The organism is Pseudomonas sp. DCB_BI, from assembly GCF_026240995.1.
In the GTDB taxonomy this organism is placed as follows: domain Bacteria; phylum Pseudomonadota; class Gammaproteobacteria; order Pseudomonadales; family Pseudomonadaceae; genus Aquipseudomonas.
This window is the reverse complement of sequence record NZ_JAPFCG010000013.1, coordinates 120,544-141,450: the sequence shown is the minus strand read 5'-3', so window position 1 is coordinate 141,450 and position 20,907 is coordinate 120,544. Positions and strand designations below refer to the sequence as shown.

At 62.7% G+C, this 20,907-nt stretch carries 18 protein-coding genes; 7 read left to right on the top strand and 11 right to left on the bottom strand.

The features are described from left to right. Positions 1-497 precede the first annotated feature (497 nt). The 5 genes from OO258_RS15865 to OO258_RS15845 form a co-directional block, all read right to left on the bottom strand. Positions 498-2,330, bottom strand: coding sequence for an ABC transporter ATP-binding protein (locus OO258_RS15865; protein WP_266031475.1), 1,833 nt, complete (start codon positions 2,328-2,330; stop codon positions 498-500). Continuing rightward, on the bottom strand, positions 2,323-2,955 hold the full coding sequence (locus OO258_RS15860; protein ID WP_266031473.1) for a DsbA family protein: 633 nt from the start codon (positions 2,953-2,955) through the stop codon (positions 2,323-2,325). The genes OO258_RS15865 and OO258_RS15860 overlap by 8 nt, the downstream gene beginning before the upstream one ends. A gap of 3 nt (positions 2,956-2,958) precedes the next feature. Beyond that, positions 2,959-3,891 (bottom strand): rhodanese-related sulfurtransferase, encoded by a 933-nt coding sequence (locus OO258_RS15855; protein WP_266031472.1) that lies wholly within the window; start codon positions 3,889-3,891, stop codon positions 2,959-2,961. 196 nt (positions 3,892-4,087) lie between these two features. Next, positions 4,088-4,384 carry a BolA family protein gene (locus tag OO258_RS15850; protein WP_266031470.1) on the bottom strand — a complete coding sequence of 99 codons (297 nt, stop codon included), beginning with the start codon at positions 4,382-4,384 and terminating at the stop codon, positions 4,088-4,090. A gap of 10 nt (positions 4,385-4,394) precedes the next feature. Then, positions 4,395-4,919: a DUF2059 domain-containing protein gene (locus OO258_RS15845; protein WP_266031468.1), complete on the bottom strand. Its 525-nt coding sequence runs from the start codon at positions 4,917-4,919 to the stop codon at positions 4,395-4,397. 154 nt (positions 4,920-5,073) lie between these two features. Here OO258_RS15845 and OO258_RS15840 point away from each other — a divergent pair, with 154 nt between their 5' ends. Then, positions 5,074-6,468 (top strand): class II fumarate hydratase, encoded by a 1,395-nt coding sequence (locus OO258_RS15840; protein WP_266031466.1) that lies wholly within the window; start codon positions 5,074-5,076, stop codon positions 6,466-6,468. A gap of 96 nt (positions 6,469-6,564) precedes the next feature. On the opposite strand, the gene OO258_RS15835 is transcribed toward OO258_RS15840, so the two are convergent. The 3 genes from OO258_RS15835 to pap form a co-directional block, all read right to left on the bottom strand. Then, the gene (locus OO258_RS15835; RefSeq protein WP_266031464.1) at positions 6,565-7,725 is read right to left on the bottom strand and encodes an alginate lyase family protein; all 1,161 of its coding nucleotides are present in this window, start codon (positions 7,723-7,725) and stop codon (positions 6,565-6,567) included. A 282-nt stretch (positions 7,726-8,007) separates the two neighbouring features. Then, positions 8,008-8,970 (bottom strand): DMT family transporter, encoded by a 963-nt coding sequence (locus OO258_RS15830; RefSeq protein ID WP_266031461.1) that lies wholly within the window; start codon positions 8,968-8,970, stop codon positions 8,008-8,010. 202 nt (positions 8,971-9,172) lie between these two features. Beyond that, a complete protein-coding gene (pap, locus tag OO258_RS15825) occupies positions 9,173-10,666 on the bottom strand; it encodes a polyphosphate:AMP phosphotransferase (RefSeq protein ID WP_266031459.1) in 1,494 nt (497 codons plus the stop codon). A 136-nt stretch (positions 10,667-10,802) separates the two neighbouring features. Between pap and mnmC the strand changes: the two genes are divergently transcribed. The 5 genes from mnmC to OO258_RS15800 all read left to right on the top strand — a co-directional run bounded on the left by mnmC (position 10,803) and on the right by OO258_RS15800 (position 18,192). Next, the gene (gene mnmC, locus OO258_RS15820; RefSeq protein ID WP_266031456.1) at positions 10,803-12,767 is read left to right on the top strand and encodes a bifunctional tRNA (5-methylaminomethyl-2-thiouridine)(34)-methyltransferase MnmD/FAD-dependent 5-carboxymethylaminomethyl-2-thiouridine(34) oxidoreductase MnmC; all 1,965 of its coding nucleotides are present in this window, start codon (positions 10,803-10,805) and stop codon (positions 12,765-12,767) included. Between the two features lie 221 nt (positions 12,768-12,988). Beyond that, the gene (locus tag OO258_RS15815; protein WP_266031454.1) at positions 12,989-14,776 is read left to right on the top strand and encodes an N-acetylglutaminylglutamine amidotransferase; all 1,788 of its coding nucleotides are present in this window, start codon (positions 12,989-12,991) and stop codon (positions 14,774-14,776) included. Between the two features lie 3 nt (positions 14,777-14,779). Then, complete coding sequence (ngg, locus tag OO258_RS15810) at positions 14,780-16,525, top strand: N-acetylglutaminylglutamine synthetase (protein ID WP_110745566.1); 1,746 nt, start codon at positions 14,780-14,782, stop codon at positions 16,523-16,525. A gap of 170 nt (positions 16,526-16,695) precedes the next feature. Continuing rightward, the gene (locus OO258_RS15805; RefSeq protein WP_003252630.1) at positions 16,696-17,880 is read left to right on the top strand and encodes an osmoprotectant NAGGN system M42 family peptidase; all 1,185 of its coding nucleotides are present in this window, start codon (positions 16,696-16,698) and stop codon (positions 17,878-17,880) included. An 84-nt stretch (positions 17,881-17,964) separates the two neighbouring features. Further along, positions 17,965-18,192 (top strand): YheU family protein, encoded by a 228-nt coding sequence (locus tag OO258_RS15800; RefSeq protein ID WP_013971435.1) that lies wholly within the window; start codon positions 17,965-17,967, stop codon positions 18,190-18,192. A gap of 51 nt (positions 18,193-18,243) precedes the next feature. Here the strand turns inward: OO258_RS15800 and csrA are convergent, their stop codons facing one another. Continuing rightward, positions 18,244-18,423 carry a carbon storage regulator CsrA gene (gene csrA, locus OO258_RS15795; protein WP_266031450.1) on the bottom strand — a complete coding sequence of 60 codons (180 nt, stop codon included), beginning with the start codon at positions 18,421-18,423 and terminating at the stop codon, positions 18,244-18,246. Between the two features lie 291 nt (positions 18,424-18,714). Here csrA and OO258_RS15790 point away from each other — a divergent pair, with 291 nt between their 5' ends. After that, complete coding sequence (locus OO258_RS15790) at positions 18,715-18,867, top strand: DUF3309 family protein (RefSeq protein WP_003252624.1); 153 nt, start codon at positions 18,715-18,717, stop codon at positions 18,865-18,867. Between the two features lie 73 nt (positions 18,868-18,940). Here OO258_RS15790 and OO258_RS15785 read toward each other — a convergent pair whose 3' ends face one another. Further along, on the bottom strand, positions 18,941-20,104 hold the full coding sequence (locus tag OO258_RS15785) for a hypothetical protein (protein WP_266031449.1): 1,164 nt from the start codon (positions 20,102-20,104) through the stop codon (positions 18,941-18,943). 11 nt (positions 20,105-20,115) lie between these two features. Continuing rightward, complete coding sequence (locus OO258_RS15780) at positions 20,116-20,889, bottom strand: molecular chaperone (RefSeq protein ID WP_266031447.1); 774 nt, start codon at positions 20,887-20,889, stop codon at positions 20,116-20,118. Positions 20,890-20,907 lie beyond the last annotated feature (18 nt).

Sequence of the window (20,907 nt, the reverse complement as noted above, 5' to 3'; positions counted from 1 at the left end):
CATAGCGGGAGCGGGCTTGCCCCAAAACTGACACCGCGGGTGATGGCACGGGCTTCGCCCGTGTTCGCGGGTCAAGCCCGCTCCCACAGGGAATCGCGCTAGATTCTGGAACTTGAGCAAAGCAGTTGTTTCCCCAGGACTGCATCAGCCTCAAGCCCACAGGGATCGCGCTAGATTCTAGAAATTGAGCAAAACAGTTGTTTCCCCAGGCACTGCATCAGCCTCAAGCCCACAGGGATTGCGGTAGATTCTAGAAATTGAGCAAGCCAGTTGTTTCCCCAGGTACTGCATCAGCCTCAAGCCCACAGGGGTTGCGCTAGATTCTAGAAACTGAGCAAGCCAGTTATTTCCCCAGGTCCTGCATCAGCCTCAAACCTGCGGGGTAACCTGTGGGAGCGGGCTTGTCCCGCGAAGCATCCAACACGGTGCATGGCACCGGCTCCGCCGGTGTTCGCGGCTAAAGCCGCTCCCACAGGGATCGCGCTGCAGCCCGCTGATCAGCTCTGCTGCAGGTGCCCATACAGCTTGGCGTATAACCCACCCTCGGCGATCAGCTGCTGATGCCCGCCATCTTCGGCCACGTGCCCGCCATCGAACACCAGCACCCGATCGGCCTGTTTCACCGCCGACAGGCGGTGGGCGATGATCAACGTGGTACGGCCACTGAGGAAGCGCGCCAGGGCCTGGTGCAAGTTGTACTCGGTGGCGGCATCCAGGGCCGAGGTCGCCTCATCGAGGATCACCACCTTGGGCTCCGCCAACACCATGCGGGCAATGGCCAGGCGCTGGCGCTGGCCGCCGGACAAGCGTACCCCAGAGCGCCCGACGATGCTGTCCAGGCCCTGCGGCAAGGCCGTAATGGTGGCATCCAGCTGGGCGATACGCAGCGCCTGCCAGCAAGCCTCGTCACTGCAATCGCGGCCCATGGTCAGGTTGGCGCGCACGGTGTCATTGAACAGCGACGGATGCTGCAGCACCACTGCAACGTTCTCGCGCAGGGTTTCCAGGCCGATTTCCTGCAAGCTGGCACCGCCAAAGCGGATGGTCCCGGCCTGGGCGCTGTACAAGCCCAGCAACAGTTGCACCAACGTGCTCTTGCCACCGCCGCTGGCACCGACGATCGCCACCTTCTCGCCCGGGGCGATCGACAGGTCGAGGTGTTCGAGCACCGGCTCGTCGGCGTAGGCAAAGCGCAGGTCGCGAACCTCGATGCCGACCGTCTCGCGACCGGCGAACGGGTCGCTGGCCGCCGGGTACTGGGGTTCGTCGGCACGGGCCAACAGTTCATTGAGGCGGCTCAGCGCGCCGCCGGCGGCATAGTAGGCATATTGCAGGTTGAGCAACTGCTCGACCGGGCCGATCATGAACCACAGGTAGCTGAACACCGCCAGCATCTGGCCGATCGACAGGTCGGAAAACAGCACTGTAAGCATGGCCGCAGCACGGAAGATGTCGATCCCGAACTGGAACAACAGGCCGCTGGCACGGCCACTGGCATCGCTTTTCCATTGCGAGTCCACGGCGTAGTCGCGCACTTCGCGGGCGCGCAGGCCCAGGCGGCCGAGGAAGTAGCCCTGGCGGTTGCCGGCGCGGATTTCCTGGATGGCATCGAGGGTTTCCGTCAGCGCCTGGGTGAAGCGTGAGGTGCTATCGTTCTCGAGCTTTTTCAGGTGTTTGACACGTTTGCCCAGCTGCACGGTGAAGTAGATCACCAGCGGGTTGAACAGCAGGATCAGCAAGGCCAGCTGCCAGTGCATCCAGATCAGGATGGCCGCCGTGCCGGTCAGGGTCAGCATGGCCACCAGGAAACGGCTGAGGGTTTCGCCAACGAACTTGTCGAGCGTGTCCAGGTCGGTGACCAGGTGGGTGGTTACCGTACCACTGCCCAGGCTTTCGTACTCCTTCAGCGAAATACGCTTGAGCCGCTCGATCAGGCGGATGCGCAGGCGGTAGACGATGTCTTTGGCGAGACCAGCGAACAGCTTGGCCTGGACCACGTTGAACGCCAGCGCAGCCAGCCGTAGGCACAGGGTCAATGCCAGCATCAGGCCGATATAGCCAGCGGCCACCTGCCAGCTGGACGGCAGCAGGTGGTTCATCCATTTCAGCGCAGCATCGCCATGGCCGAGCAGCACTTCGTCCACCAGCAGCGGCAGCAACAGCGGAATGGGCACGCTGCAGCAGGCCGCCAGCACGGCGATGAGGTTGGCGGACCAGAGGTTCTTCTTGTGATGCAGGGCCAGGCGGCGGATTTCCGCCCAGCTCAATCGATCGGCCGCAGTGCTGGGCTTGCCCGGCACCGGGTCGGGTGACCCAGGCACATCAAGCACAAGCGGCCTGCTGCAGCCAGCGGCCGAGCAAGGGCTGCAGGCGCTCCAGTGGCTGGTAGCCATTGGTCAGCAGGGCCAGTTGGCCATTGCGCTCGGCCAGCAGCGTCGGGAAGCCGGCAATACCGAGGTCCTGGGCCCACCCGAAATCAGCGGCGGTAGCTGCACGGATATCGGCACGGGCGAAGGTGTCGGCGAACAGCACACGGTCGAAGCCTGCCTGTTCGGCCAGGTCGACCAGATGCGGCGCGGTGGTCACATCCACACCCTGCTCGTAGAACGCGCGCTGGATCAATGCCAGCAGCGGCCAGACGCCCTCGCCGCCCAGTTCGCGGGCGGTAACCAGGGCGCGGCAGGCCGGTTCTGTGTCGTAGACGAAACCATCGGGCATGGCCCCCTCGAAGCGGAACGGCTGGCCGGTAGCGTCGGCCACCGCCTGCCAGTGTTCGAGGATGTACTTGCGGGTGGCGCTATCAAGCGCGCTGCCGCCAGTGCGCAGCCCGCCCGGCACCAGGTGGGTAGGCACGCCTGCGTCACGCGCCTGGGCGATCAGGGCCTCGGCCACCGGCGCGAAACCCCAGCACCAGGAGCACATCGGGTCCATCACATAGATCAGGCGTGCAGACATGCATCAAGCCTCGGCTTTGTAGTTGTAACCGATCGGGTGCGGCAGGTTGCGGGCCTTGGCCAGCTCGATCTGCTTCTGCCGGTCGATGGCGCTGCGCCGGGTCTTCTCGCTCAGGCTGTCCCAGCAATGCGGGCAGCTGACACCTGGCGAATAGTGCTCGGACGCGCGCTCCTCTGCATTGATCGGGTGGCGGCAGGCGTGGCACTGGTCGTACTCGCCTTCGCTAAGGTCATGGCGCACCGTGACGCGGTTGTCGAAGACGAAGCAGTCGCCGTCCCACAGGCTGTCTTCCTGAGGCACTTCCTCGAAGTATTTCAGGATGCCGCCTTTAAGATGATAGACCGCCTCGAAGCCTTCACCGAGCATGTAGCTCGAAGCTTTTTCGCAGCGAATGCCGCCGGTGCAGAACATGGCCACCTTCTTGTGCTTGCTGGGGTCGAAGTTGGCCTTGATGTACTCCGGGAACTCGCGGAAGGTTTCGGTCTTCGGGTCGATGGCGCCCTTGAAGGTGCCGATGGCCACTTCGTAATCGTTGCGGGTGTCGATAAGCAACACTTCCGGGTCGCTGATCAGGGCGTTCCAGTCCTGGGGCTCGACGTAGGTGCCGACTGCCTGGTTGGGGTCTACGCCCGGCACGCCGAGGGTGACGATTTCTTTCTTCAGCTTGACCTTGGTGCGGTAGAACGGCTGTTCGTCGCAATACGACTCTTTATGGTCGACATCGACCAGGCGCGGGTCGTTGCGCAACCAGGCCAGCAGGCCATCGATGCCTTCGCGGGTGGCCGATACGGTGCCGTTGATGCCCTCGTGGGCCAGCAGCAGGGTGCCTTTGACGTTGTTGTCGAGCATGGCCTTGAGCAGTGGCTCACGCAGCTCGACGTAGTCTTCCAGGGTGACGAATTTGTACAGCGCCGCGACGACGATGGCTTGGGACATGAAGCAGGTTCTCCAGGTGGTTGCCCTCGTAAGGGGCGGACCGGGTTACACAATGAACAAAGGGCCGCTGCGCGCCCCATCGCCGGCAAGCCGGCGCCCACGGGTGGAGTACCTGTGGAAGCTGGCTTGCCAGTGATGGGCTGCACAGCAGCCCCCTTTGGGATGAAGCGGATTCTACCAGAACAACAAAAAGGTTTCAGTGCCCGCCGCCGGCGCACACTGGGGAGGCCGGTGCAACGCCGACCTTGGCCCACTCTTCGGCGGTGTAGGTATGAATGGCCAGGGCATGGATCTGGCCCATCAGCTCACCCATGGTGGCGTACACCTTCTGGTGGCGCTTGACGCTGTTCAACCCGGCAAACTGCTCGCAGACGATCACTGCCTTGTAGTGGGTCTCCTGACCACGACTGTGCATGTGGCTTTCGTTGAGCACTTGCAGGTGTTGCGGCGCCAGCGTCGCCAGCTGCTGTTCGATACGCTGTTGCATGGTCATTGCGGCGTACTCACTTCTTCGCCGGGGCGGCGGCCTTGCCGGCGTTAGGGTCCAGCTCCTTTGTCATGTCTTCCAGCAGCTTGTTCACCACCGGTACTGCGGGCTCCAGGCTCTGCTGGGTCAGCTGCGCCGACTGCTGGGTGACCTTGGGCATTTCACGCAGCACTTTCTTGCCCAGCGGCGACTCGTAGAACTTGACCAGGTCCTTCAGCTCCTGCTCGGTGAAGGTCTGGGTGTACAGGTCGACCATCTTCGGCTTCAGCTTGTTCCAGCCGATGGCGTTGTCCAGGGCGGCATTGGCCTTGGCCTGGTAGCTTTCCAGCACCGGCTGCTTGGTGGCCGGGGCCTTGGTCTGGGCGAAGCGTTGGGCGAACATCTGCTGCACTTGCATGTACACCGGGGTGCCCAGCTTGTCGGCGTTGGCCAGGGTCAGGAATTTCTCGGCAGCAGCATTGTGGCTGGCAGTGGCAGCGAGTACCTGGCCGCTGGCGCAAACCAGTGCAACGGCGGCACAAAGGACACGGAGACGGGTCATTGCATTTCCTTCAACAAGAGGGAGGCGGGTACCTCAGAGTAGAGCATTCTGCGCCGTGGTGGCGATGTGCTCAAGTGGCACGACGAGCGATGGAACCGCTCCGTCGAATGAGGGCCTAAACTGCGATTTCGAACTACACAGGAGTGCGTACAGAATGAGCCGTATCGAGACAGACAGCCTGGGCCCGGTCGAAGTTCCTGAGGACGCCTACTGGGGTGCGCAGACCCAGCGTTCATTGATCAACTTCGCCATTGGCAAGGAACGCATGCCCCTTGCGGTGCTGCACGCCCTGGCGCTGATCAAGAAGGCCGCGGCACGCGTCAACGACCGCAATGGCGACCTGCCGGCCGACATCGCCCGGCTGATCGAACAGGCCGCCGACGAAGTGCTGGCTGGCCGGCACGATGACCAGTTCCCGTTGGTCGTCTGGCAGACCGGCAGCGGCACCCAGAGCAACATGAACGTCAACGAAGTGATCGCCGGGCGCGCCAACGAACTGGCCGGCAAGGGACGTGGCGGCAAGGCGCCAGTGCACCCGAACGACCACGTCAACCGCTCGCAGAGCTCCAACGACTGTTTCCCCACTGCCATGCACATTGCTGCTGCACAGGCGGTGCATGAAAAATTGCTGCCGGCGATTGCCGAGCTGTCCTCGGGGCTGGCCGAACTGTCGGCACGTCACAACAAACTGGTCAAAACCGGCCGCACGCACATGATGGACGCCACGCCGATCACCTTCGGCCAGGAAGTGTCGGCCTTCGTCGCCCAGCTCGACTACGCCCAGCGCGCCATCCGTGCCACCCTGCCAGCGGTGTGCGAACTGGCCCAGGGTGGCACCGCCGTAGGTACTGGGCTGAACGCCCCGCATGGTTTCGCCGAGGCCATCGCCGCCGAGCTGGCGGCAGAGTCAGGTTTGCCGTTCGTCACCGCGCCCAACAAGTTTGCAGCGCTGGCCGGCCACGAACCGCTCACCAGCCTGGCGGGCGCCCTGAAAACCCTGGCCGTGGCCTTGATGAAAATTGCCAACGACCTGCGCCTGCTGGGTTCCGGCCCGCGCGCCGGCCTGGCCGAGGTGCGCCTGCCGGCCAACGAGCCCGGCAGCTCGATCATGCCGGGCAAGGTCAACCCCACCCAGTGCGAAGCGCTGTCGATGCTGGCCTGCCAGGTGCTGGGCAATGACGCGGCCATTGGCTTTGCCGCCAGCCAAGGGCATTTGCAGCTGAACGTGTTCAAGCCGGTGATCATTCACAACCTGTTGCAGTCGGTCGAGTTGCTGGCTGATGGTTGCCGCAACTTCCAGCAGCATTGTGTGGCGGGCATCGAGCCGGATGCCGAGCAGATGGCCGCGCACCTGGAGCGGGGTTTGATGCTGGTGACGGCGTTGAACCCGCATATCGGCTATGACAAGGCGGCGGAAATTGCCAAGAAGGCGTATAGCGAGGGCAAGACCTTGCGCGAGGCCGCATTGGAGCTGAAGTACCTGACCAATGAACAGTTCGATCAGTGGGTACGGCCGGAGAACATGCTGGCGCCTGGGGGCAAAGGCTAGATTCCCCCATGAGCCGCCCAGGTTGCCTCATCGCCTCGGCACCGCACCACGGGCGGCTCACAGTTTATCGGGTAGAGGTGCCTATCGCTCTGGCACTCAAGAGATCGGGTCATCCCCGGTACGAGGATAAGCATGGGTCAGACTTTCCCACATGTAATGAAAATCGCCTTGCGTCGGCCGATGTCTTTGCACAAATGCGCGAGTTTCCGGCAAAGCGTGCCCCAAACGGACCGCATAGTGGGTATAACCAATTTCAAATGTCCATTGAGCACTCAACTGGATGCCGTGGTATCGCTCACAAATGTCTGGCATCAATGCAATGTTTTCATACCGAGAATGAAACTCCATCGTCTGCATCATTCGCGCCATGGCTTGCGTTTCTTCATCCCTGTACAGATCGATCCCCTGCAATAACGCCGTTTCAGCCACATTGATAGTAGCCGCCAGACCATAAGCGGTGTGGGCGAAGTCCCGACAGCTCTCAACGTTCATCCCCTCGATGTATCGGTATGGACTACCCCACTGTTGATTGACCTCTTCGTCAGTCGGCACCCGGGTCCAATTGGGCAGTAGTCTGGGACGCGCCCCATCGCTTTCCAGATAAATGGACGCCACGATATGGTCTTTCCATAACTGGATACTCCTGGCGAAGATTTCGTGATTGTCGGTAAAAATCGCTATATATAAAAGTGCCTCAATACCTGTGGAGCGCCAATTGCCAGGCACGGTATCCCACTTCCACCCGTCACCATAGAAGAGCTCCTCTATGATCGGTTGAAACTGCGTTTCCAACATCCCTCTGAATCGCGCCTTACCTTCAGTCGTCCAGCCAGACGCAGTATGAGCAAGGATTTCCGCAGCACTGATGAATAAGCACGCTGCCCACGATGCCTGAAGGCGTGCATTTTCGCCGATATGTCCTCCGGTAAATTCTCGAGACCATGCGTCAAGGATTTTGATGGCAGTAGCTGCATATTCCTTGTCATCCTTGATCACCCAGAGCAATGCCTGCGCATAAGCAGCCTGACCATCTCGGGTTTGATCAGTACACCCACAATCCGGCTGGCTATAAGCTCCGCAATCTACTACATCGCGCGGCTTCGGAACCCAGTTTTTATCTGCTCTTTTCAAGTAATCATTCAGTACTTTTTCACTGGCACTCTTCCAAGGCTCACGGTGTAGATTATGACGAACGAATTGCTCAAGGTAATTCACATTGACCTTTATACCGGGATGCACAAAATTATGTACCTTCATATTGTTTACCCTGCTTGACCTTTAGGCACATTGGATTCAAATGGCAAAAGACTCGCAACTGGTAAAAATACTAGGCAATTCCTCGGATGATCAGGCGCGCTGATGTTTCCCGAGGTACTGCATCAGCCTCAAGCCTGCGGGTTACCTGTGGGAGCGGGCTTGTCCCGCGAAGCATCCAACACGGTGTATGGCACGGGCTTCGCCCGTGTTCGCGGGACAAGCCCGCTCCCACAGTGACCGAGCTAGATTCTAGATAATGAGCAAGGCAGTTCTCCCACAGGCTTAGTGAACCTGAGCCAATCGCGCCTTGCGCGTGCGCCAACTGGCCAGCAGCGATGGCCCCAGCGCCACCAGCGCCGAACCGAACACCACTGTGACCGCCCCCACATAGCCAAGGGCATTGATGTCCTCGGCATGCACATACTCAGGCCACACCAGTGACGCCACTGCCACCGCAACGAAGGTCACCAGCGGGGTCAGCGCCAGCGTGGCACTCACCCGCGACGCCTCCCAATGCGCCAGCGCTTCGGCAAACGCGCCATAGGCCACCAGAGTGTTCAGGCAGCAGGCCAGCAGCAACCAGCCCTGCACCGGGGTCAGTTGCAATGCCTCCAGTGGGTGCACCCAAGGCGTGAGCAGCGCAGCGCAACTGAGGTAGATCACCATCATCACCTGCTGTGAGTGCCACACGGTCAGCAGTTGCTTCTGGCTGAGGGCGTAAAACACCCAGATGCTGGTGGCCAGCAGAATGGTTAGCACGCCGGTGGTGTAGGCACTCAGTGAAGTCAGCAGCTCTTCGAGGCGCTGGTTGAAGAACAGGCCAAAACCCGCCAGCAAAATCAGCAGGCCTACGCCCTGCCCCAGGCTGAAGCGCTCGCGGAACACGAACACGCTGGCCACCAGCAACAGCACCGGGCCGACCTGTACCACCAGTTGCGCGGTACCGGGGCTAAGCAGGTTGAGGCCGATCAGGTACAGCACGTAGTTGCCCATCAGGCCAAGTACGGCCACCACGACCAGGCCCTTGCCCTTGGGTGCCAGCTGGGTGAACGACGGCAAGCGTCGCTTGGCTGCCAGCCAGGCGAACAGCAGGCCACCGGAAACCAGCAGGCGGTACCAGGTGACGGTAATGGGGTCGACCACTTGCAGCACCTGCTTGAGCTTGATCGGCAAGATCCCCCACAGCAATGCAGTGAGAAGTGCCAGGAACAGGCCATAGGTCCAGCGGCCGGAAGTGGTGTGCATAGTTTCCTCGATCAAGCCCGTGGTGGGAATGATTGAATTCTACGGGCTTGGGGGACTGTTACGGGGAACCGTACCGAGAAAAGAATTCATCCAATCATTCTTGTAGGGCATGGGCTGAGATTCTTTGCGCCTGTGAGATCGTGCGCCGCGCGGGCGGCGCTGGATCTCACAGGCGCAAAAGATCCCGAGCCAAGCACTCAGCCTATTTCCTGTCCTTGGCAAACGCTGCCTCCAGCGCTTCATTGATGGTGCGCAGCACCTTCACCCGCGCCCAGCGCTTGTCATTGGCCTCCACCAGCGTCCATGGCGCAATCTCGCTGCTGGTGCGGTCGACCATGTCACCCACGGCCTGGGTGTAGTCATCCCACTTGTCGCGGTTGCGCCAGTCATCCTCGGTGATCTTGTAGCGCTTGAACGGGATCTGCTCACGCTCCTGAAAACGCTCGAGCTGGGTCTGCTGGTCGATCGCCAGCCAGAACTTCACCACCACAACACCCGCATTCACCAACTGCTCTTCAAAGTCGTTGATCTCGCTGTAGGCGCGCATCCAGTCGGCCGGGGTGCAGAAGCCTTCCACCCGCTCCACCAGCACCCGGCCATACCAGGAACGGTCGAAGATAGTGAACTTGCCGCGCGCCGGAATGTGCCGCCAGAACCGCCACAGGTATGGCTGCGCGCGTTCTTCTTCAGTCGGTGCGGCAATCGGCACGATGCGGTACTGGCGCGGGTCCAGCGCTGCGGCCACGCGGCGGATGGCACCGCCCTTGCCGGCGGCATCGTTGCCTTCGAACACCGCCACCAGCGCATGCCGGCGCATGCGTTTGTCACGCAGCAGCCCTGCCAGGCGCGCCTGTTCGGTTACCAGTTGCTCCTGGTAATCGGCCTTGTCCAGACGCAGGGTCATGTCCAGGGCCCCGAGCAGGCTGCGGTCGTCGATACTGCGGCCCAGCGGGGCCACGTTACCTTGGTGCTTGCCCTTGGGGTTGTTGGCCAGCGCGGCCTGCAGGCTTTCCAGCAGGATGCGACCCACCGCCAGGCTGCGGTAGTTCGGGTCGACCCCCTCAATGATATGCCATGGCGCATAATCGCGGCTGGTGCGGCGCAGCACACGCTCGCCAAAGCGTACGAAGCGGTCGTAGGTTTCTGACTGCTGCCAGTCTAGCGGGCTGATCTTCCAGCTGTGCAGCGGGTCGTCCTTGAGCGATTTCAGGCGGGCCTTCATCTGCTTCTTGGACAAGTGGAACCAGAACTTGATGATCAGCGCGCCTTCGTCGCACAACATCTGCTCCAGGCGTTCAGCGCCGGTGATGGCCTGGTCGAGTACGGCATCCTTGAACAGCCTGTGCACCCGCCCCTGCAGCATCTGGCTGTACCAGTTGCCGAAGAACACGCCCATCCGCCCCTTCGGTGGCAACGCCCGCCAATAGCGCCAGGCCGGCGGCCGGGCCAGTTCTTCGTCGGTCTGCTGGTCGAAGGTGAGCACGTCGATCATGCGCGGGTCCATCCACTCGTTGAGCAGCTTGACCGTCTCACCCTTGCCGGCGCCTTCGACGCCGTTGATCAGCACGATTACCGGAAAACGCGCCTGCTGTTTGAGTTCGTACTGGGCTTCGAGCAGGGCCTCGCGCAAAGCGGGTACCTCGGCGTCGTAAGCCTCCTTGTCGATGCTGTGGCCGATTTCGGCGGATTCGAACATGCACTGGCTCCTTCAATGGATAAGCAAGACTAGCGGATTTCATTTCTGTCTGTACCGACCTCTTCGTGGGAAAACCCGCTCCCACAGGGGGTGCGGATGGCATAAAATCGCGCCATCCGCTGCAATCGAGCCCACCATGTCCACCCTCCTCCAGCACGCCCAGATCGACTGGGACGACCAGGGCCGCCCCCACTCGCGGCAGTACGACGACGTCTATTTCGCAGTCAATGAAGGCATCGAAGAAACCAAGCATGTGTTTCTTGGCCAGACCCGTCTGGCCGAGCGCTTTGCCGACCTGGCAGCGCACGCCAGCCTGGTGATCGGTGAAACCGGTTTTGGCACCGGGATGAACTTTTTCTGTGCCTGGCAGCTTTTTGAACAGCACGCACACAGCGATGCCCGCCTGCACTTCGTCAGTGTCGAGAAGTACCCCCTTGGCCACGCCGACATGGCCCGTGCCGTGCGCCTGTGGCCTGAGCTTGCCGCCTACAGCGAGCCCCTGCTGGCGCAGTACGTGGCAGTGCATCCGGGCTTCCAGCAATTCACCTTTGCTGAGGGGCGGGTCACCCTTACCCTGCTGATTGGCGATGTCCTGGAGCAGTTACCGCAACTGGATGCACAGGTTGACGTGTGGTTCCTCGACGGCTTCGCCCCAGCCAAGAACCCCGACATGTGGACCCCGGAGCTGTTCGCGCAGCTGGCGCGGCTGTCACACCCGGGCACGGTGCTGGGCACCTTCACCACCACCGGCTGGGTCCGTCGCAGTTTGGTAGAAGCCGGTTTTGCCATGAAAAAAGTGCCAGGCATCGGTAAGAAGTGGGAGGTGATGAGTGGTGCCTACATCGGCCCCCAGCCCGACCCTGGCGCCCCTTGGTACGCGCGCCCGCCTGCTGCACAGCACCGGCGAGAGGCACTGGTGATCGGTGCCGGGCTTGCCGGTAGCGCCAGCGCCGCCAGCCTGGCCCGGCGCGGTTGGCAGGTGACCGTGCTCGAGCGTCACGGCGCGCCAGCACAGGAAGCGTCGGGTAACCCGCAAGGGGTGCTGTACCTCAAGCTGTCGGCCCATGGTACTGCGCTGTCGCAGATGATTCTGTCCGGCTTCGGCTACACCCGGCGCCAACTGCAGCACTTGCAGCGCGGCCGCGACTGGGATGCCTGCGGGGTGCTGCAACTGGCCTTCGACAGCAAGGAGGCCGAGCGCCAGGGCAAACTGGCTGCCGCTTTCGACCACGACTTGCTGCATGCGCTGACGCGCGCCGAGGCCGAAGCCATCGCCGGGGTGGCATTACCTGGCGGCGGGCTGTTCTACCCCGAAGGTGGCTGGGTGCACCCGCCGGCGCTGTGCCAGCAACAGTTGCAGCACTCAGGTATCCGCCTGGTGACCCATCAGGAAGTCATCGAGCTGCGCAAGGTCGAGGAACGCTGGCAGGCCTGGGCGGGCGGGCAGCTGTTGGCCAGCGCACCTGTGGTGATCCTCGCCGGGGCTGCCGAGGTGCGGCGCTTCGAGCCCTGTGCAGGGTTGCCGCTCAAGCGCATACGTGGACAGATCACCCGCTTGCCGGCCACCGCCAGCAGCCGGGCGCTGCGCACCGTGGTGTGCGCGGAGGGCTACGTGGCACCGCCGCGGGGTGATGAACATACCTTGGGGGCGAGCTTTGATTTCCACAGCCAAGACCTGGCGCCGACGGTGGCCGAGCACCAGGGCAACCTGGCGTTGCTGGATGAGATTTCCACTGACCTGGCCCAGCGCCTGGGCGTGGCGGAGCTGAGCCCTGAGCAATTGCAAGGGCGCGCGGCGTTCCGTTGTACCAGCCCGGATTATCTGCCGATCGTCGGGCCGGTGGCTGATGCGCAGGCGTTTGCCGAAGCTTATGCCGTTTTGGGCCGGGATGCCCGGCAGGTGCCGGATGTGCCCTGCCCTTGGCTGGATGGGTTGTATGTGAACAGCGGACACGGGTCGCGCGGGTTGATCACGGCGCCTTTGAGCGGGGAGCTGATGGCCGCCTGGGTCTGCGGCGAGCCGCTGCCGGTGCCGCGGGAGGTGGCGCAGGCGTGTCATCCGAACCGGTTTGCCTTGCGCCGGTTGATTCGGGGGAAGTGATTGCTTCGGGCGTATGTCATTGGATTTATTGCGCCCGGAAGATCGAGCGCCGCGCGGGCGGCGCTCGATTTCTGCAACACCACAAAACCCCAGACAATAACCTGCCACCTCACCTCCATATAACAGATTGTTCTAAAACTCTCACAAAGCACACAGGTCAGTTCCTTAAGGTGCCCTAATCCGGGGCATCACCTCCCCAACGGAAAAACCGGTAAGGACTTATGTGCGGATTAGCAGGAGAGTTGCGTTTCACCCCCATCGACCAAGCCCCTCGCCCAGCCGACCTGGCTGCGGTAGAGCGCATCACCCATCACCTGGCCCCGCGTGGCCCGGATGCCTGGGGCTTCCATAGCCAGGGGCCGATTGCCCTTGGCCACCGGCGATTGAAGATCATGGACCTGTCCGACGGCTCGGCGCAGCCGATGGTCGACAACACCCTGGGCCTGTCGCTGGCCTTCAACGGCGCCATCTACAACTTCCCCGAGCTGCGCCAGGAGCTGCAAGACCTGGGCTACCAGTTTTGGTCCGATGGCGACACCGAGGTGCTGCTCAAGGGCTACCACGCCTGGGGCGCGGCGCTGCTGCCCAAACTCAACGGCATGTTTGCCCTGGCCATCTGGGAGCGCGATAACCAGCGCCTGTTCCTGGCACGCGACCGCCTCGGCGTCAAACCCTTGTACCTGTCGCGCAACGGCGAGCGCTTGCGTTTCGCCTCGACCTTGCCAGCGCTGCTGAAGGGCGGGGACATCGACCCGATGCTCGACCCCGTGGCACTCAACCACTACCTGAACTTCCACGCCGTGGTACCGGCACCACGCACCCTGCTGGCCAATGTGCAGAAGCTGGAGCCCGGCACCTGGATGCGCATCGACCGCCATGGCGAAGTGGAACGCCAGACCTGGTGGCAGCTGAAGTACGGCCCCAACCCGGACGAGCGTGAACTTGACCTGGAAGGCTGGACCACCCGCGTACTCGATGCCACCCGCGACGCCGTGGCCATCCGCCAACGGGCAGCCGTCGATGTGGGTGTGTTGCTGTCCGGCGGCGTCGATTCCAGCCTGCTGGTCGGTTTGCTGCGCGAAGTGGGTGTTGACGACCTGTCGACCTTCTCCATCGGCTTCGAAGATGCCGGCGGCGAGCGTGGCGACGAGTTCCAGTATTCGGACCTGATCGCCAAACACTACGGCACCCGTCACCACCAGTTGCGCATTGCCGAACACGAAATCATCGACCAGCTGCCGGCCGCCTTCCGTGCCATGAGCGAACCGATGGTCAGCCACGACTGCATCGCCTTCTACCTGCTGTCGCGGGAAGTGGCCAAGCACTGCAAGGGCGTGCAGAGCGGCCAGGGTGCCGACGAGCTGTTCGCCGGCTACCACTGGTACCCGCAGGTGGACGGCGCCGACGATGCGTTTGCCGCCTACCGCGATGCCTTCTTCGACCGCAGCCACGCCGAGTACCGGGACACCGTACAGGCGCCGTGGCTGCTGGAGTCCGACGCTGCCGGCGATTTCGTCCGTGAGCACTTCGCCCGCCCCGGCGCGCCGGATGCGGTGGACAAGGCCCTGCGCCTGGACAGCACGGTGATGTTGGTCGACGACCCGGTCAAGCGAGTGGACAACATGACCATGGCTTGGGGCCTGGAGGCACGTACGCCCTTCCTCGACTACCGCCTGGTGGAGCTGTCGGCGCGCATCCCGGCGCGCTTCAAGCTGCCGGATGGGGGCAAACAGGTGCTCAAGCAGGCGGCGCGACGGGTGATCCCGCATGAGGTGATCGACCGCAAGAAAGGCTACTTCCCGGTGCCGGGCCTGAAGCACCTGGAGGGCGCTACCCTGGGTTGGGTGCGCGAGCTGCTGACCGACCCCAGCCAGGACCGTGGGCTGTTCAACCCAGCCATGATCGACCGCCTGCTGAGCAACCCGCACGGCCAGCTGACGCCGCTGCGCGGGTCCAAGCTGTGGCAACTGGCCGCGCTCAACCTGTGGCTGAGCGAACAAGGAATCTGACCCATGAAAGCCCACGAAATCGCTTACGGTCAGCGCCTGCTGCGCGGCCAGACGCCGTCCTACGAGCGCCTGCAGGCGCGCCTGGCCGGCGATGGCAGCCAGCCACACGATCAGCCGCGGGCCGTACACTGCGGCTGGGGCCGGTTGCTGATCGGCCACACCTACCCCGACCCGGCCAGCCTGGCGACCGACTTGCTCGACGAATGCCCCGGGGAACGCGACATCGCCCTGTATGTGGCAGCTCCGCAGCAGGTGCTGGCCCAGGCCCCGCAGCAACTGTTCCTCGACCCCTCCGACACCCTGCGCCTGTGGTTCACCGACTACCGCCCGGCGCAGCGGGTATTTCGCGGCTTTCGCGTGCGGCGGGCGCAGAACCCCGCCGACTGGCAGGCGATCAACACCCTGTACCAGGCGCGCGGCATGCTGCCGGTCGATGCCGAGCTGCTCACCCCGCGCCACCAGGGCGGCCCGGTGTATTGGCTGGCGGAAGACGAAGACAGCGGCGCGGTTATCGGCAGCGTCATGGGCCTGAACCATGCCAAGGCATTCGACGACCCGGAACATGGCAGTAGCCTGTGGTGCCTGGCAGTGGACCCGCACTGCACCCGCCCCGGTGTGGGTGAAGTGCTGGTGCGCCACCTGATCGAGCACTTCATGAGCCGCGGCCTGGCCTACCTCGACCTGTCGGTGCTGCACGACAACCGCCAGGCCAAGCGCCTGTACCAGAAGCTGGGCTTTCGCAACCTGCCCACCTTTGCGGTCAAGCGCAAGAACGGCATCAATGAGCAGTTGTTTCTTGGCCCCGGGCCGCAAGCTGATCTCAACCCTTACGCACGCATCATCGTCGACGAGGCGCTGCGCCGCGGCATCGAGGTTCACGTGGATGATGCCGCTGGCGGCCTGTTTACGCTAAGCCTGGGTGGTCGGCGCATTCGCTGCCGCGAATCGCTCAGCGACCTGACCAGTGCCGTGACCATGACCCTGTGCCAAGACAAGCGCCTCACCCAGCATGCCCTGCACAACGCTGGACTGCAGGTGCCGGCACAGCAGCTGGCGGGCAATGCCGACGACAACCTGGCGTTTCTCGACGAGCATGGCGCAGTGGTGGTGAAGCCGGTCGATGGCGAGCAAGGCCAGGGGGTGGCAGTGAACCTGACCTGCATCGACGAAATTACCCAGGCGGTTGCCCACGCCCGCCAGTTCGACAGCCGCGTGCTGCTGGAAAGCTTCCATGCCGGGTTCGACCTGCGCGTTGTGGTGATCGGTTATGAAGTGGTAGCCGCCGCCATCCGCCACCCGGCGCAGGTAGTGGGTGACGGCAAGCACAGCGTGCGCCAGTTGATCGAAGCACAAAGCCGCCGACGCCAGGCTGCCACAGGCGGCGAAAGCCGTATTCCGCTGGATGATGAAACCGAGCGCACCCTGCGTGCGGCGGGCTTTGGCTATGACGACGTGTTGCCGACCGGGCAACGCCTGGCGGTAAGGCGCACAGCCAACCTGCACACCGGTGGCACCTTGGAAGACGTGACCGAACGCCTGCACCCGGTGCTGGCCGACGCGGCCGTGCGGGCTGCGCGGGCGCTGGAAATTCCGGTGGTGGGGCTGGACTTCATGGTGCGCGATGCCCAGCAGCCGGAGTACGTGATCATCGAAGCGAACGAGCGTGCCGGGTTGGCCAACCACGAACCGCAGCCCACGGCCGAGCGTTTTATCGACCTGCTGTTTCCCCATAGCCGGCCGTTGGCCTGACAACTGCTCGGCTTTTTGTGGGAGCGGCCTTGTGTCGCGAATGGGGTGCGAAGCGCCCCTAGGATCTCAGCTTCGCTGCCGATATTGCCGGGGCCGCTTTGCGGCCCTTTCGCGACACAAGGCCGCTCCCACAAGGACTGCGAAATTTTAACCCGACCGGAGGCCTGGACATGTCCGAACGACTCCCCGAACCCGATCTCGACTACCTCAAACGCGTGCTGCTGGAAATGCTCGCCATCCCCAGCCCCACCGGCTTCACCGACACCATCGTGCGCTACGTGGCCGAACGCCTGGATGAGTTGGGCATCCCCTTCGAGCTGACCCGCCGCGGCACCATCCGCGCCACGCTGAAGGGCCGGCAGACCTCGCCCGACCGCGCCGTGTCGGCCCACCTCGACACCATCGGCGCCAGCGTGCGCCAGTTGCAGGACAACGGCCGCCTGGCGCTGGCACCGGTGGGTTGCTGGTCCAGCCGCTTTGCCGAAGGTAGCCGGGTCAGCGTATTCACCGATACCGGCGTGTTCCGAGGCAGCGTGCTGCCGCTGATGGCCAGCGGGCATGCCTTCAATACCGCCATCGATCAGATGCCGGTGAGCTGGGAGCATGTGGAAGTGCGCCTGGATGCCTACTGCGCCACCCGCGCCGACTGTGAGGCACTGGGTATCAGCATTGGTGACTTTGTCGCCTTCGACCCGTTGCCAGAGTTTACCGAAAGCGGCCATATCAGCGCCCGCCACCTGGACGACAAGGCCGGGGTTGCGGCATTGCTGGCGGCGCTGAAGGCTGTAGTGGAAAGCGGCCGCCAGCCGCTGATCGACTGCCACCCGCTGTTCACCATCACCGAGGAAACCGGCTCGGGCGCAGCCGGCGCGCTGCCTTGGGATGTCAGCGAGTTCGTCGGCATCGACATTGCCCCGGTGGCACCCGGCCAGGCGTCCAGCGAGCATGCGGTGAGCGTGGCCATGCAGGACTCGTCCGGGCCTTACGACTACCACCTGTCCCGGCATTTGCTGAAGCTGGCCGGCGACCACGATTTACCGGTGCGCCGTGACCTGTTTCGCTACTACTTCAGCGATGCCCATTCGGCAGTGACTGCGGGGCATGATATTCGGACTGCGCTGGTCGCGTTCGGGTGCGATGCCACGCACGGTTACGAACGCACGCATATCGACAGCCTGGCGGCGCTGAGCCGGTTGTTGTCGGCGTACCTGCTAAGCCCGCCTGTGTTTGCCAGTGATTCGCAGCCGGCCAATGCATCGTTGGAACGCTTCAGCCACCAGCTGGAGCACGATGCGCAGATGGAGAGCGACACGCGGGTGCCAGCAGTGGACAGCCTGGTGGGTAACAAGGGCTGAGGGCTTCGGGGCCGCCCATGCGGCCCCAAATTCCCCAAGGTTTCGCGTAGCATGCCTGCACCCATACCCAAGACGCCGCCCACCATGCTGATCCCCTACGACCAACTGCAAGCAGAAACCCTGACCCGCCTGATCGAGGACTTCGTTACCCGCGACGGCACCGACAATGGGGACGACACCCCGCTGGAAACCCGCGTGCTGCGGGTACGCCAGGCATTGGCCAAGGGGCAGGCGTTCATTTTGTTCGACCCAGAGAGCCAGCAGTGCCAGTTGCTGGCCAAGCACGATGTGCCCCGCGAACTGCTCGACTAGCCGGCCCGGCCCCATCGCGGACAAGACTGCGTAGGGAGGCTGCAGGCAACATCAGGCCTCGCCTCGCTTGGCCTCCTTGATACGCTTGTACACCTCCGCCCGGTGCACCGGCACCGTGCGCGGGGCGTCTACGCCAAAACGCACCACACCGTCCCGGACATCCGCCACCATGATGCGGATGTTATCGCCAATCACGATGATTTCCCCCACTTCGCGCCCGATTACCAACATGTTCCGATCCTCCTGCCAAAGGGAAAACCGGAGACTGCCTGCCAGGCATTCGGCTACTCAATAGCTCCCCTGCAATTCAGAAGGGCCCTACATTTCAGGGTAACTTGCCCTACAGACTATTCCTCGTGAATGGGGCTGAGCGCGCATTTTCCCCAGCATATCGGCCTTGCGCTGCGAAGAGGCCGGTACCCGCGATACACCAATGGAATCTTTCGCAAGCGGCGCCGGTCCGATTTATCAAGAGGCCTGCAATTCGAGGCCCTTGCCCCTCAACCACGCAAGGACTCCACCATGACCACGATCCTTATCATCATCCTGATTCTGCTGCTGATCGGTGGCTTACCGGTCTTCCCCCACTCGCGTAGCTGGGGCTATGGCCCATCCGGCATTATTGGCGTGGTATTGGTGATTCTGCTGGTCTTGCTGTTGCTCGGGATGATATGACCCGATGCGGACAGCCACTTCAGGCAACTGCTGAAGGTGCATGGCAAGCGGGTAGCAACACCCGCTTGTCATGCTAAAGGTCCGCATCGAACACGATCGTCACCACGGCCTGATACTCGGTACCGGGCAACATATCCTGATCCGGGGTGTGGCCGCGAGGGTACACATGAAAATGCAACTGCCCTTGGCTACCGGTCACACCTTCAGGCGGGACTTCCAGGCTCATGGCGTTCCCAGCCCCGCCAAAGGCCATTGCCTGCCGGTTGAGCGAGCGACCATGGTAGGTAACACCCGGCAAGGTCATTGCCATCGACAGCGGTAGGTCATGGCCTTTGGCCGACCGTAGATTGCACGTGCTTCCCAACCCGGTGCTGCACAGGGCCCAAACCCGGAATGGCCCGCTGGCAGTCAGGCTGAACGCCACGTCCTTTTCCAGTTTGTCTGCCCTGCCCTGCCCTCGGCTAACTTGCCCACGAGCCTGAGGCGGCGCCAGCGCCACCTGCTCGGAACCCGGCTCAAAACGCACCTCAAGGTCATGCACCACTTCAAGTGTAACGTTGATCGCGACTGAATCTGCGGTGAGCGCGGCGACCGTTCGGCTCGAGCCAAGGCCTATCTCCCTGTCAGGGCCTACCGAATAGACCACCCGCCCACGGTATACGCCCGACTTCAAGCTCGCCGGCAAAGGCGTCTTCAGCCGGTAACCCAGCGTAAGGTGGCTGACATGGTGAATGCGTGCACTCGCAGCGTTGAGGTTGGCCCAACAGCCACTGCTGGCCACCGACCACAGGAACAACCGATGCGCCGCGCTCGCCAACGCAACCTGGCAACCACTCGAGTCCAGGCCCGTGCGCGCCGCAAGCGTGGGCGCCCCATCTTCCGAACTCACTGTGCCGCCCAGGTGGGTAATGGCAAAGTCCATGCTGACCTGCTCACCGGTCTGATCACGGACCATCAGCAGCGGCGTCGGCTGAACAGGTGCCGAGAGGTAGAAACCATCGGCGCCTTCGCCATCGACTGTTTTGGAATATTCAACATTCACATCCAGCAGGCTCTGCAGTGGATCAGCACAAAGCTGCGGCAGCTGGGTGCAAACAGGGGACGACCGGGGTGTCAGGTTTTCGAACTGCCGGGTGTCGCCGCGGTAACGCAGGTCAAGGGTGATCTCACCAGCCTGCGCCCACGATGCACCAAAGCCGCCGACCAGCAGCGCCAGCATTGCACATTTACCAACCATGCCTGGACCTCTCACCCTGCCTTCAAATCGATGGCTTTGCGCGCATCGCCTTCCACCAGCTCGAAGCGGTATTCGACACCGGTTTTTTCGATGAACTCGCGCGTGCGCCCAGGGCGAAGATGGTGCTTGGCCGGGTGATCACAGTCGTCGTCGCCCCGCACACAGGTCTGGACATTGTCGAGCAGCACCGTGGCATTGCCCGCGTTGCGCACGGTCCACTTTCCACCCGCTCGCTCGATCGAGGTCTGATACTGCGTGGCAGCAGGCTTGGCGATCAGGATGGTGCCGTAGCCGGCCAGAAACTGCACACCGGCATTGAGTTCATTGCGGTAAGCCTCAAGTTCCGCATCGTCCAGTGCAAAGCTGTCATCCTGCTCCGGTAGCACTGGCACGAAACGCAGCCGGTAGTAACGCTCTTGAGCCCGCTCACCGCGATACAGCAACCGGACTGCCTGCATGCCACGTGCCGGGATGATCATCCGCGCAGGGCTGGCAACAACGCTGCGCTGGTCGAACGGCAACTCATCGACGTCTACTTCACGCGGCTCGCCTTCGCCGTCGTACACCAGCTCCAGCACGCTGACCTTGACGAACGCGGTACTGTCCCCACGGTTGTAGATGCGTTTGGCATAGGTGCCCTTGCCCGGCTCGAGGTAGTCATACAAGGCCCCGACATCCAGCTGTGGCCCGGCCTTGGCAAACCCTGGCAGCAGCAGCACAACGAACAACAAACGTGATAAGTAAAATGTGAACCTATGCATCTTCAACCTCTGTTTGCACAACATCCAATCCTGGCCCGGGAT